Annotated in this window: 9 protein-coding genes; 6 read left to right on the forward strand and 3 right to left on the reverse strand. The window is 67.0% G+C overall.

Features of this window, described 5'->3' with window-relative positions; translation table 11 throughout:
- The first annotated feature begins 83 nt into the window (after positions 1-83).
- A complete protein-coding gene (locus ENSA7_RS00510) occupies positions 84-1,598 on the forward strand; it encodes an NADH-ubiquinone oxidoreductase-F iron-sulfur binding region domain-containing protein (protein WP_181232829.1) in 1,515 nt (504 codons plus the stop codon).
- Positions 1,595-4,369, forward strand: a complete 2,775-nt coding sequence (gene fdhF, locus ENSA7_RS45250; protein ID WP_342352802.1) for a formate dehydrogenase subunit alpha — start codon at positions 1,595-1,597, stop codon at positions 4,367-4,369. Before ENSA7_RS00510 ends, fdhF begins: the two co-directional genes overlap by 4 nt.
- A gap of 32 nt (positions 4,370-4,401) precedes the next feature.
- On the opposite strand, the gene ENSA7_RS00525 is transcribed toward fdhF, so the two are convergent.
- The 3 genes from ENSA7_RS00525 to ENSA7_RS00540 all read right to left on the reverse strand — a co-directional run bounded on the left by ENSA7_RS00525 (position 4,402) and on the right by ENSA7_RS00540 (position 7,834).
- Positions 4,402-6,027 carry an RCC1 domain-containing protein gene (locus ENSA7_RS00525; RefSeq protein WP_146157160.1) on the reverse strand — a complete coding sequence of 542 codons (1,626 nt, stop codon included), beginning with the start codon at positions 6,025-6,027 and terminating at the stop codon, positions 4,402-4,404.
- A 153-nt stretch (positions 6,028-6,180) separates the two neighbouring features.
- Complete coding sequence (locus ENSA7_RS00530; RefSeq protein WP_146157161.1) at positions 6,181-6,765, reverse strand: hypothetical protein; 585 nt, start codon at positions 6,763-6,765, stop codon at positions 6,181-6,183.
- 478 nt (positions 6,766-7,243) lie between these two features.
- The gene (locus ENSA7_RS00540) at positions 7,244-7,834 is read right to left on the reverse strand and encodes a hypothetical protein (RefSeq protein ID WP_106087219.1); all 591 of its coding nucleotides are present in this window, start codon (positions 7,832-7,834) and stop codon (positions 7,244-7,246) included.
- A 50-nt stretch (positions 7,835-7,884) separates the two neighbouring features.
- Between ENSA7_RS00540 and ENSA7_RS00545 the strand changes: the two genes are divergently transcribed.
- From ENSA7_RS00545 to ENSA7_RS00560, 4 genes are all read left to right on the forward strand, one after another.
- Positions 7,885-8,757, forward strand: a complete 873-nt coding sequence (locus ENSA7_RS00545) for a dienelactone hydrolase family protein (protein ID WP_106087220.1) — start codon at positions 7,885-7,887, stop codon at positions 8,755-8,757.
- A 127-nt stretch (positions 8,758-8,884) separates the two neighbouring features.
- Positions 8,885-10,387, forward strand: a complete 1,503-nt coding sequence (glpK, locus tag ENSA7_RS00550; RefSeq protein ID WP_106087221.1) for a glycerol kinase GlpK — start codon at positions 8,885-8,887, stop codon at positions 10,385-10,387.
- Between the two features lie 18 nt (positions 10,388-10,405).
- Positions 10,406-11,344 carry a bile acid:sodium symporter family protein gene (locus ENSA7_RS00555; RefSeq protein ID WP_106087222.1) on the forward strand — a complete coding sequence of 313 codons (939 nt, stop codon included), beginning with the start codon at positions 10,406-10,408 and terminating at the stop codon, positions 11,342-11,344.
- 93 nt (positions 11,345-11,437) lie between these two features.
- Positions 11,438-12,874 (forward strand): dihydrofolate reductase family protein, encoded by a 1,437-nt coding sequence (locus tag ENSA7_RS00560; RefSeq protein ID WP_146157162.1) that lies wholly within the window; start codon positions 11,438-11,440, stop codon positions 12,872-12,874.
- The last annotated feature ends 15 nt before the right edge of the window (positions 12,875-12,889 follow it).

Raw genomic sequence — 12,889 nt, forward strand, 5'->3', positions numbered from 1 at the left:
CCCCTCCAACCTGCCGTGGACCGATCGCGCCACTCCAGTTCCTGCGGGAGGCTTGCGGGTTTGGTATGCTACTGAGCGATCGTATGGAGAAGAAGGGAGCCCAGCGGAGTCGGATCATCGAGCTGCTCGAGGAGCACGGCGGCATGCGTCCAGGCGCCGCGCGGGAGGTCGCGCGCGAGACGGGGGTCCCCGAAGCCGACATCTTCGGCGTCGCCAGCTTCTACACATTGCTGGCGCGACCCGGGGCCCGCACGCGCGTGTGCCAGGGTTTGACGTGCATGATGGCCGGCGCGGATCGGCGCATGCAAGAGTTGCGCGACAGCGGCGTCGAGGTCGAGCCGGTCAGCTGCCTAGGTCAGTGCGATCGAGCGCCCGCGGCTCTCGACGACAAGCTCGAGCTGGTCGCCGGGCCGCGCGGCGCGATCAGCCCGGCGCGCGACGATCAAGCAATGCAGCTGGCCGCCGAAGATGACGCCAGCTACGCCGCGCTCGCTCGCGCCGTCGAAGCCGGGCCGCAGTGGGTGATCGACGAGCTAAAGACCGCAGGGCTGCAGGGTCGCGGCGGCGCGGGGTTCCCCGCCCACTTCAAGTGGAATTCGGTGCGGACCCAGCAAGAGCCGGTTCGCTATGTGGTCGTCAACGCCGACGAGGCCGAGCCGGCCACCTTCAAAGATCGGGAGGTCATGCTCCGCCGCCCGCACCTGATGCTCGAGGGCATGGCGATCGCGGCGTTCGTCGCCGGGGCCAAGACCGCGTTCATCTACGTGCGCGGCGAGTTCAAGGACTGTCGGCGCGCGCTCGACCGGGCGATTGAGCAGGCCAAGCCGCACCTCGACGAGCTGATCGGCGGGCTCGAGATCCGCATCGTCGAAGGCCACGGCGCGTACATCTGCGGCGAAGAGACCGCGCTGCTCGAGGCGATCGAGGGCCGCCGGGGCATGCCGCGGCTCAAGCCGCCATACCCAACGGAGGCCGGGCTGTGGGGCAAGCCCACGCTCATGAACAACGTCGAGACCCTGGCTTGCGTGCCGTCGATCGTGCGCCGCGGCGGGGCCTGGTTTCACGCGCTCGGCCGGACCGAGCCGGGCTCGAAGCTGTACTGCATCTCGGGTCACGTCGCGCGACCGGGCGTCTACGAGCTGCCGCTCGGGGTCACGCTCGACGAGCTGGTCGAAGAGGCGGGGGGCTACCTGGGCACGCCGCGGGCGTTCTCGCCGGGTGGCGCGTCGTCGGGGTTCCTGCCAATGAGCGAGCGCGCGGTCCCGCTGGACTTTGGCGCGCTCGCCAAGCTCGGCAGCATGATGGGCAGCGCGGGCGTGGTCGTGCTCAACGACACGATCGACATGGCCCAGGCGGCGCGCTGGCAGCAGATCTTCTTTGAAGACGAGAGCTGCGGGCAGTGTGCGCCGTGCCGAATTGGGGCCCGGGTTCAGCGTCAGGCGGTCGATCGCTGGATCGACGGCAAGAACCGCTCGGGCCTGGCCCAGGTCGAAGAGGTCGCGTGGGAGATGAACGAAGGTTCGATCTGCGGCTTGGGCATGGTCGCGAGCCTGCCCTTGCAGAGCGCGATGAAGTATTTTTCGGAGGACTTCCAATGAACCAGCTGATCGAGACTACCGTCGTGCTCGAGATCGACGGCGAATCCGTCGAGGTCCCGCAGGGCGAGACCGTGTTGAAGGCCGCGCGCGCGCTCGACATCGAGATCCCCGTGCTGTGTCACGACGACCGGGTCGAGCCGGCCGGGTGCTGCCGGATGTGCCTGGTCGAGGTCGAGGGCCAGCGTCGGCTGCAGCCCGCGTGCACCTTCAAGGCCAGCCCCGGCATGAAAGTGCGGACCGACACCGAGCGGGTCGCTCGCCACCGCCGCGGGTTGCTGTCGCTGTACAAGGCCGACCACCGGCTCGACGAAGCGGGCAAGCCGGTCTCGCGGGGTGTGCACGACATGCTCGCGGACCACATCGCCACCTATGGGACGGGGCCGGAGCTCGAGCCGGTCAACGCCCCGCGAGTCAGCCGCGAGCACGACACCAACCCGTATATCCAGTTCGACCCCGACGCCTGCGTGGTGTGTGGCCTGTGCGTGCGCTACTGCGACGAGGTCGAGGCGGTCAGCGCGATCACCTTGCTGGGCCGCGGGTCGGCGACCACGATCGGCACCGCGGATCAGCGCAACCTGCTCGACACCAGCTGCGAGCTGTGCGGTGGCTGCATCGCCGTGTGCCCGACCGGGGCCATGACGGAGAAGCCCTCGCTGGCGCTGCCGACCGAGCAGATCGTGCGCTCGACCTGCAATTTTTGTGGGGTCGGCTGCCAGCTGGATCTGCATGTCGCCGAGGTGCCGGTCACGATCGGCGCCCCGGCCAGCGCCAAGCAGACCAAGCGGGTCACGCGGGTGACCTCACCCGAGCCGGGCACCACCGTCAACGACGGCAACCTGTGCATCAAGGGCCGGTTTAGCTACGAGTTCATCAACCACGACGAGCGCCTGAAAGAGCCGCTGATCCGCGGCGCGGACGGCCAGCTGCACCCAGCCACGTGGGAGCAGGCGATCGCTCGGGTCGCCGAGGGTCTGCACGGCGTCAAGCAGCGCCACGGCGCCGACGCCCTCGGCTTTGTCTCGTCGAGTCGCTGCACGGGCGAAGAGAACTACCTGATGCAGAAGCTATCCCGGGCCGCGTTCGGGACAAACAACTGCCATCAGTGCGCGGCGACATGACACGCTCCAACTGTCGCCGGTCTGGTGACAATGTTCGGTGCGGGGGCGATGACCAACTCGATCCCCGAGATTCGTGACGCGGACCTGCTGTTCGTCATTGGGTCCAACACGACTGAGGCGCACCCCATCATTGCGATGGAGATGAAGCGCGCGGTCGGGCGTGGGGCCAAGCTGATCGTCGCGGACCCGCGCAAGATCTGGCTGTCGGAGATCGCCGACCATCACATGCAGCTGCAGCCCGGCACCGACGTCGCGCTGCTCAACGCGATGATCCACGTGATCATCAGCGAGAACCTGTACGACGCAGAGTTCATCGCCAAGCACACCGAGGACTTCGACTCGGTCCGGGAAGCCACGCTCACGACCACGCCCGAGTGGGCCGAGCAGATCACCCACGTGCCCGCGGACATGATCCGCGAGACCGCGCGGGCCTACGCGACCACGCGCAAGGCCGGCATCTACTACACGCTGGGGATCACCGAGCACACCCACGGCACCGACAACGTGTACTGCCTGGCCAACTTGGTGCTGATGACCGGGCACCTCGGGATTCGGTCGGCGGGCATGAACCCGCTGCGTGGGCAGAACAACGTGCAGGGGGCCAACGACGCGGGCGCCAGCCCGATCTTCTACCCGGGCTATCAGCGCGTGGACGACCCGGCGGCGCAGGCCAAGTTCGAGCAGGCGTGGGGCGTGCCGCTGTCGCCCGATGACGGCATGAACCTCAACGTCATGATGAAGGCCATGGCCAAGGGCATGGTCAAGGGCATGTACGTGATGGGCGAAGACATCTTGTTGTCCGAGCCCAACGCCAGCAACATCGAGCAGGGGCTCAACAACATCGAGTTCCTGGTCGTGCAGGACATCTTCCTGAACGAGACCACGCGGTTCGCCGACGTGGTCTTGCCGGCCGCGTGCTTCGCCGAGAAGGACGGGGTGTTCACCAACTCGGACCGCCGCGTGCAGCGGGTCCGCAAGGCCGTCGACGCGCCGGGGCAGGCGCGGGCGGACTGGGAGATCCTGTGTGACGTGGCCCGGGCGTGCGGCTATCCGATGCCGCATTACGCCAACGCGGGCGAGGTCTACGCCGAGATGGCGGGGCTGGTCGATCAATTTGGCGGGATCAGCCATGAGCGGATCGATCGGGACGGCGGGCTGCAGTGGCCGTGTCCAGATCCCGAGCATCCGGGTACGGTCACGCTGCACGCGGATGGACCGATCAAGGGTAAGGCGCCGTTTCAGGCGACTTTCTATCGGCCGAGCGAAGAGCTGCCGGATAACGAGTATCCGTTGTTGCTGAGCACCGGGCGGACGCTCTATCACTACAACGCGGCCACCCAGACCCGGCGCAGCTCTGGGGCGGTGGCTCGGCAGCCGGAGAACTTCATCGAGATGCATCGCAAGGACGCGAAGAAGCGCGGGTTTGTCGATGGGCAGATGGTGAAGGTGAGCTCGCGGCGGGGGGAGATCCTGGCGCGGGTGAACGTGAGCCCGCGGATGCGGCTTGGGTGCGTGTGGATGCCGCTGCACTTTGGGGAGTCGAATATCAACTATTTGACGAATGATGCTGGGGACCCGATCACGGGGACGGCGGAGTACAAGGTCTGCGCGGTGCGGGTGGAGGCGCTCGAGGAGGCCTCGGCGGCGGAGTAGGGGTTGGGCTTGGGGGGTCAGGCGGGCTTTGGTTAAAGCAGCTCGATCGCGCCGACGCTGGCGGGGGTCTCGTCGTCGCCGACGTTGTTGGTGTTGCCGTAGCCGAGCCCGCCGCCGTAGCCAGAACCCCAACACACGACCGAGTAGTCCTCGCGCACTGCGCAGGTGTGGCCGTAACCTGACGAGATCGAGATCGCCGCGCCGCCTAGTTCAATCGGGTCGACGGCGGTCGGGAGCTCGTCGTCACCGATGTCAGCAGGCACTCCGAGTCCGAGTTGACCGTCGGTGTTCCTACCCCAGCAGCGGACGTCGCCACCGTCCAGCAGCGCACATGTGAAATCATACCCTGCGCTGATGGCCGTGGCGACGCCCCCGAGGCTGATCGGCGTCAGATCTCCGGGGGCCTCATTCAATCCGTCGCCCCAGTTTTGAGTGTTCCCTTGCCCGAGTTGTCCCCGGGCACCGCCCCCCCAACACAGCACGTCACCAGTCGAGAACAACACACAAGTATGACCGTCACCCAGTGCGAGTTGGACAATCGAGGCGTTGCCGGGAAGCGAGGGAGGATATACGTCAACAGCTCCGTTGCTGTTGGGTGGCTCATCGTCACCGAGATTGTCGATGTTGCCATAGCCAAGTCGACCGTTGTTGTTCAGGCCCCAGCAGAACAGATCATCGGCGCCCGTGACTGCACAGGTGTGGGATCGGCCGGCGGCGACGAGCGAGATGCCGTTGGGTCCGAGGTACACCAGTCCTCCGACGCTGGCGGGCTCGTCGTCGCCAATGTTCGTGGTAGTTCCGGTCCCGAGCTGACCGTGGTTGTTGTAGCCCCAGCAGCGGACATCTGCGGTATCAAATCGCGCGCAGGTGTGTCCGCCGCCACTAGCGACGTAAGTGGCTGTGCCTCCAAGCATGACGGCAGGCAGAGCGCGAAGCGTTTCGTCGTCACCGAGCCAACTAGTCGAGCCGTAACCGAGCACGCCGGAGCCGCCGATCCCCCAGCAGCGGACGAGATCGTCTTCGAACAGCGCGCAACTGTGGAAGTCGCCAACCTCGAGCGACCGCACGGGTCCGGGCAACGTGACATCCCCTACGCTCGCAGGGGTCTCATCGTCGCCGATGTCATCCAGGTTTCCGTAGCCGAGCCCGCCGAACATTGCCGAGCCCCAGCACCGCACGCGACCACCTTCGATGAGGGCGCATGCGCGCCCATTGCCAGCGAACACCTCGACGGTCGTGAACGTACAGTCGGTGTCGCAGCCATCGCCGTCGACGTCGTTGCCATCGTCGCAGGACTCGTCGTCGTCAGGTGTCCCGTCGCCGCAGGTCTGCGGGACGCACTCGCCACCCTCGCAGATCAGACCTGGCTCGCAACTCTCGGGCGTGCCGTCGCACATGCAGCCTAGCTCGGTGCAGGATGGATCGCCGTCGCCATCGCCGGGGTCGCCATCGCCGTCGCCGGGGTCGCCGTCGCCATCGCCCGGATCGCCGTCGCCGTCGCCCGTGTCGTCTGGGTCCGCGGTCTCACTCCCTGTCGACTCCCCGGCAAACCCGGGACACCCCTCGCTCTCGGGAAGCACGTCGCAAAACGGGACCGTGCACCCGGTCGTCATCACGAGGTTGCCCGCCAGCGCCATCATCCATTTCGCGTGTCGCATCTTGATCCTCTGTGGCCGTCGCTCCAGTCACGTCACAACGACCTCCCGGTCGGTGAAGGGCCAGCGTACCCGACCTTGGCGAGTATGGCTCGCGCGCTCCAAGACGAAGCCCGTCACGCCTTCGCGTGACGGGCTTGCCTGCCGGTTGGGTGCTCAGGGAGCGAGATTCAAGGTGCCGACGAGCCCCGTGAGCTCGAAATCGATGGTGAGCGAAACGGGATCCTCGATCATGAACTGGTCCGTCGCAAGCACGAACTGCCCGTCAGCCCACGACAGCGTGCCCGCTTCACCGCCGCCGGTGATGTTCGCGGTGAAGATCGGCAGCGCGCCATCCAGCATGAGCTCCGACTCCATCGGATCCCCCATCTGGCCGACCTTGGCGTTTAAGGTGGCCGTCGACAGCACTGGCGGCGGGATGTCAGAGTCGCCCGCGACCTGGCCACCGTCGTGCATCGCCGAGGTGTGCGGCATCGAGACAGGGAACGGGCCGCCGCTGTTGGCGATCACGAAGTTGGTCAGCGAGACCGTGGCAGTGGCGAGCGTCAGATCGCACTCCTTGTCAAGGATGTCTGCAATGTTGAGGTTGACGATCTCGAAGCCAGCCACGGCGGCGTCGTCATCGAGTTGAACGAGGATCTGCCCCTCGAGCACATCGACCACGAGCGGAATGTCGCATTCGAAGTTGGTGCCTTGCACTGCCGCGTTGGCAGTGGTGTTGAGCGTCCCCGTCGCGTTCATCGTCAGCACATCACAGCTGTTGCCCTTCCCGTTCCCGTCGAAGTCGAGCTGATTCGGGTTCGCAACATCCGGGCAGTTGTCCGCCGAGTCCGCAACCCCATCCATGTCGGAGTCCGGCTCGTCGGTGTCCGCGTCCCCATCCCCAGGATCCCCGTCCCCGTCCCCACTCGGGTCTCCATCGCCATCGCCGGACGGGTCGCCATCACCATCACCGTCACCGGCCGTGGTGTCCGTACCGTCGGTGGTAGGAGCATCATCACCGCCGCAGGCGAAGGTGAGTGAAACGACTGCAAGAGTCAGGGGGACCAGGCCAACGAATGATCGCGTCATGGCCCGACAAATACCACCGCGACATGGCCACAAACAACACGGATTCGAGCGCCTCGACATGAAACCGGCGAAATTTTACCCCGCCGCCTGGCACCGGTGCGCGTGACACCAGAGCGACGTGCCACCCGCCGCAACGTGCGCTGTCCGATCACCTCAGCAGCACCAGAACCCCGAAGATCACCCCACAGAGCACGGCCAACGGCACCCCAAGGCAGATCACCGCCGCCCCAACAAACGCCAGTCGATCCCCGATCGTCGCCGCCAACGGTTGCTCGAGGCTGTCCCGCTCCAGCCCCAGCTCGGCCCGCAGCTCTCCGACTCGCCGGTTGAGCAGTATGTCATTGAAGTCGCGGTCGTACAGATTACGCGTGTGACACCCCCGAATGAATGCCGCTCGCACCCGCCTCGGACAGCTGATCAGTCCAAACGCAAACGCGGCCCCGTTCAGGACCCAAGCGGCGTAGAGATCGCGGCAGTTCGACGCCAGCTCCCACGCGCCGATCTCCGACTCGCCGCTCATGTGCGTCGTGTAGCCGGTCATGATGTGATGAAGATCGTGGTAGCGGACCGCGTGAACGCGTCCGGGTGTATTCGGGATCCGCAGCTTGATCCCGGCGACCTCGACCGTGACCGTCTTGGCCGAGTAGCCGCCGTCGGCGCCAAACCCGTTGCGCTCGAAGTACTGGGTGCGAGCGTCGAGCAGCGTCGCGTCGAGGTCGTAGTGGTCGGCCGTCGCCATGGCGCGTCCAGCATGCGGCCTGCGCGGTCGGTTTGGTAGAGTGGTCGCTGATGCGCCTCCAGATCGCCGCCACGCTCGCGCTCTTCATCACCCTGCTCGGCTGCGCCAAAGCCACCGTCGACCCGCCACCGGCGACCCAGCCTGGCGAGCTCACCGAGGGTTCCAGCGCCGACCCCAGCCCGACCGGGATCCTCGACGAGGACAGCTTCGCGGCCCTGCACCAGCTGACCGAAGCCGAGGCGCCGCCGCTGCGCGGCCAGACGATCGAGCTCGGCGGCGGCCAGGCCTATCTGTCGCTGCCCGAGGACGCGACCGCACCGGTTCCGGCGGTGGTCGTGATCCACGAGTGGTGGGGCCTCAACGATCACATCCGGCACTGGACCGACCGCCTGGCCGAAGACGGCTACGCGGCGCTGGCCGTGGACCTCTACGGTGGTGGTGTTGCGACGGATCCCGACGGGGCGATGAGCTTGATGAAGGCGGTCGACCCCGCCAACGCGCAAGCCATGCTTGGCGCCGCCCATGAATTCCTCGCCAGCGACGCGCGCATCCAAGCCGACAAGCAAGCGGTGATCGGTTGGTGCTTCGGCGGCGGGTGGTCGCTGCGCGACGCGATTGCGACCCCCCGCCTGGACGCCGCGGTCATCTATTACGGCAACCCGGTCACCGACCCCGCCGAGCTGGCGAAGATCGAGGCGCCGCTGCTCGGCGTGTTTGCCAATCAGGACCAGGCGATCCCGCCCGCGGTCGTCGACGAGCTCGCGCAGGCGCTCGAGGACGCGGGTAAGTCGATCGAGCTGCACCGCTACGACGCGCTGCATGGGTTCGCCAACCCGTCGAACGCCAAATATGACAAGGACGCAGCCGCCGACGCCTGGGCACACACGCGTCGGTTCCTGGCCGAACACTTGCGAGCGGAGTAGCGCGGGGCGGGATGCGTACAACCTGCCGACTGCGGCCGCGTGCGACTTCACCAACGCTTGCGCACCGAGTCGTTTCTGCGCGCAAGTTGCAGGATAGGCGCCCAGCTCTCGCGGTATAGTCTGCGCGATGTCAGACCCAGATCTGATCCTCGCGATCGACCAAGGCACCACCGGCAGCACCGCGCTGATCCTGGACCGCGAGCTGGCCGTGCTCGCTCGCGCGAACCGAGAGTTTGCCCAGCACTTTCCCCAGCCCGGCTGGGTCGAGCACGATCCAGAGGACATCTGGACCTCGGTCGGCGACGCGATCATCGAGGCCCTCGGCCGCGCCAACGTCGAAGCCACGCGGATCGCCGCGGTCGGGATCACCAACCAACGCGAGACCAGCTTGCTGTGGCGGCGCGCGGATGGCCGACCGATCCACCGCGCGCTGGTCTGGCAGGACCGCCGCACGGCCGACACCTGCAAGGCCCTGCGCGAGGCCGGCCACGAGGCGCTGATCAAGCAGCGGACCGGTCTGGTGTTGGACCCCTACTTCTCGGCGACCAAGCTGGCGTGGGTGCTCGACCACGTCGAGGGCGCCCGCGCGGACGCAGACGCGGGCAAGCTCGCGGCGGGCACGATCGACACCTACCTGGTGTGGCGCATGACCGGCGGGGCCGTGCACGCGACCGAGCCGAGCAACGCGTCGCGGACCTTGCTGTGGCCGCTGAAGGGCAAGGCCGGCGAGGGTCGCAGCGACTGGGATCAGCAGCTGTGCGAGCTGCTGCGGGTGCCGGCTTCGGTGCTGCCCGAGGTTCGCCCGTGCACGGCGGCGTTTGGCCTGACCAAGTCGGTGCCGGGCCTGCCCGACGGAATCCCAATCCACGGGATCGCGGGTGATCAGCAGGCCGCGCTGTTCGGTCAGGCATGCTTCGCCCGCGGGCAGGCCAAGTGCACGTATGGCACGGGCGCGTTCGTGATGCTCAACACCGGCCCCGAGATCATCGGCTCGGACCACGGGCTGCTGACCACGGTCGGCTGGCAGATCGGCGACGAGACCACCTATTGCCTCGAGGGCAGCGCGTTCATGGCCGGCGCCGTGGTCCAGTGGCTGCGCGACGGGCTGGGCTTCTTCAAGAGCTCGAGCGAGGTCGAAGAGCTGGCCCGCAGCGTCAACGATGCCGGCGGCGTGATCATGGTCCCGGCCCACGCGGGGCTCGGCGCGCCGCACTGGCGGCCCGAGGCGCGCGGGCTGATCCGGGGTCTGAGCCGCGGGACCAACCGGGCCCACCTCGCCCGCGCCGCGCTCGAGGGCATCGCGCTCGAGGTCACGGATCTGCTCGAGGCCATGGCCGAAGATCTCGGCGCGCCGCTCTCGAGCCTGCGGGTCGACGGCGGCGCCGCGGCCAACGATCTGCTCATGCAGATCCAGAGTGATCTGCTGGGGGTCACGCTCGCGCGCCCAACCATCCTCGAGTCGACCGCGCTGGGGGCCACGTTCTTGGCCGGGCTCGGCGTGGGCTTGTGGCCCAACAAAGAGGCGGTCGCGGCCACGTGGAAGCAAGATCGCCAGTTCGTGCCCAAGGCCGACCCAGCCACGCTGGCCCAGCTGCGCGCGGCGTGGAAGGTCGCGGTCGACTGTGCGTAGGCCTGGGGCGAGCGGCCGATGACCAGCGAGCTCGACGCGGTCAGGCTCGCGTTCGATCAGGACAACCTGTTCGTGCTCGAGATCGTGCTGGGCTTCGTGATGTTCGGGGTCGCCCTGGATCTGAAGCTCGACGACTTCAAGCAGCTGATCAACCAGCCCAAGGCGCCCGGCATCGGCCTGCTCGCGCAGTTCGTGTTGCTGCCCGCGCTGACCTGGGGGCTGAGCCGGGTGTTGCTGGCGGTCGGCATGATCACCCCAAGCATGGCGCTGGGCATGATCGTGATCGCGGCGTGTCCGGGCGGGAACGTGTCGAATTTCATCACGCACCTGGGCGGCGGTCGGACCACGACCTCGATCGGCATGACCGCGGTCTCGACGACGGCCTCGGTGCTGATGACCCCGCTCAACATCGGGCTGTGGGGCTCGCTCAGCCCGGAGACCTCGGCGATCCTGACCGAGGTCGCGCTCGATCCCGTCGACATGCTGCGCGCGGTCATGATGATGCTGGGCATCCCGATCGTGATCGGTGTGTTCTTGGCCACGCGGTTCCCCACGCTCGCCAAGCGGGTCCACCCGCCGTTCAAGTGGCTGTCGGTGATCTTCTTCGTGACCTTCATCGTGTTGGCGGTCAAAGCCAACAGCCACGTGTTCGTGCCCTACCTGCCCAAGGTGTTCTTGCCCGTGTTCATCATGAACGCGCTTGCGCTAGCGCTGGGGTTTTGGCTGGCCAGGCTTGGCGGGCTCGACGAGTCGGATCAGCGGGCGGTGTCGATCGAGGTCGGCATCCAAAACTCGGGGCTTGGGTTGGTGCTGATCTTCGCGTTCTTTGCGGGGTTGGGTGGCATGGCCATGATCGCCGCGTGGTGGGGGATCTGGCACATTGTCGCCGGGCTGACCCTGGCGTTTTGGTGGACGCGGCGCGACCGAGCGCGAGCTCGTGGTGCGTCGACCTCGTGACTGTGGCGTCGCGCTGACCCTGCGCGTTTTTGAGCAACGCGGGTAGGCTGTGAATTCTCGAATCTCCGCTATGCTCCGGCGGTGCGTGGACGCGTGCGTTCTCTGTCCCTCGCAGCTTGTCTGCTGGCCTCTCCCTCGCTCGCCCAGGCGGCCCCGTCGATCAGCAAAGAACGCATTGGTCCAGTCCCAACGGAGTCCAACCTCAGTCACGAACAAGCCCTGCGGGTGCTCGTCGAGGGTGAGACGCTGCTCGAGCAGGAGCTCATCGCCGAGGGGCTTGCGAAGATGCTCGAGGCCTATATCGCGCTCGAGCTCAGCGATGGACCCGAGGCCAGGGGCGTCAAGGAGCTACGCAGCTGGCTGGTCAAGGCGCTCGAGACCGTCGAGCTCAAAGACGAGGCCAACACCCTGCGCGCGCGCGGCAGCTACGTCGAGCACCCGCTCACGGTGATGCCCTCGACATGGTTCTCGGCCGGGGCCGCGGCGAACACCGCTCAGATGGGCATCGCCGACGCGGAGCTGGCCGTGAAGCAGGGCCTGGACCTGCTGCAGGCCGGCAACATCGATGGGCTGGACCGGCTGCTGCTCGCCTACGAGATCCTCGAGCGGGAGCTCGGCCCCGAGGGGGGTGACACGGTGGAGGTGCGCAGCTTCCTGGTCGGCCTGCTCGAGACCGGCGGGTTCATGGACGAGGCCAAGATCCTGCGCCAGCGCGGCAGCGTGAACGAGGCCACCGCCGACGACAAAGAGGTCTACGCCGCGACCTGGCTGCGCGTGATCGAGGCCTCGGGCTCGGCCGACTCGGTGCTGGGGACCGGTGGGATCTCGGGCTCGAGCATCAAGGACACCAGCAGCTCGTCGAGCTCGAGCTCGAGCACCGGGATCGCTGCGACCAGCGAGACCAGTGAGACCAGCGAGGACGAGATCGAGGTCGACGACGGCAAGTCAAAGGTCGTCGAGAAGGGCAACGTGATCCCCAGCGTGCTGATCGACCTGGGGGTCGGCAGCTTCCAGCCCGAGTACGGCCGCAAGGGGCTGATCTGGAACGCCGGCCTGGCGCTGCACTGGACCTTGTTCACCGCCAAATTCTTCTCGATGCAGCTCGGCGGCGGCGGGCAGTTTGGCCGCAATCGAGACAAGCGCTGGCTGGCCGATGCGCGCGGTGAGCTGCGCCTGAACTTCAACTTTGGCAAGGTCTACCTGACCCCCGAGTTTGGGGGCGGGTATGATCAGATCGCCGGCGGCAAGCTGACGATCGCCGAGGCCTACCACGTCGCGCCCGCGGCCTATTATCACTTCGGTGGGACGCTTGGGGTCCACTTCACCGATCGGATTGGCATGTATGCCCGGGCCGTCCGGCTCAACCGCGACGACCCAGCCATGCGCAACGAGACCCGCGTGCGCGGCGGGTTCTTGATGCAGGTCGAGAAGGCCACGATCGACCTCGCGTTCACGTTCAGCGACTACGACGCGCGCGAGGACGACCCAGGCGCCCGGATCTACTCCGGGAACCTGGGCTTTCGGTTCTAGTTTTGGGTTCTAAGC

Source organism: Enhygromyxa salina (genome assembly GCF_002994635.1).
Lineage (GTDB): Bacteria > Myxococcota_A > Polyangia > Nannocystales > Nannocystaceae > Plesiocystis > Plesiocystis salina_B.

Coding starts and splice junctions, on each gene's coding strand:
- ENSA7_RS00510 (WP_181232829.1), top strand. CDS start 84: ATGGAGAAGAAGGGAGCCCAGCGGAGTCGGATCATCGAGCTGCTCGAG.
- ENSA7_RS00525 (WP_146157160.1), bottom strand. CDS start 6,027: ATGCGACACGCGAAATGGATGATGGCGCTGGCGGGCAACCTCGTGATG.
- ENSA7_RS00530 (WP_146157161.1), bottom strand. CDS start 6,765: ATGAACGCGACGGGGACGCTCAACACCACTGCCAACGCGGCAGTGCAA.
- ENSA7_RS00540 (WP_106087219.1), bottom strand. CDS start 7,834: ATGGCGACGGCCGACCACTACGACCTCGACGCGACGCTGCTCGACGCT.
- ENSA7_RS00545 (WP_106087220.1), top strand. CDS start 7,885: ATGCGCCTCCAGATCGCCGCCACGCTCGCGCTCTTCATCACCCTGCTC.
- glpK (WP_106087221.1), top strand. CDS start 8,885: ATGTCAGACCCAGATCTGATCCTCGCGATCGACCAAGGCACCACCGGC.
- ENSA7_RS00555 (WP_106087222.1), top strand. CDS start 10,406: ATGACCAGCGAGCTCGACGCGGTCAGGCTCGCGTTCGATCAGGACAAC.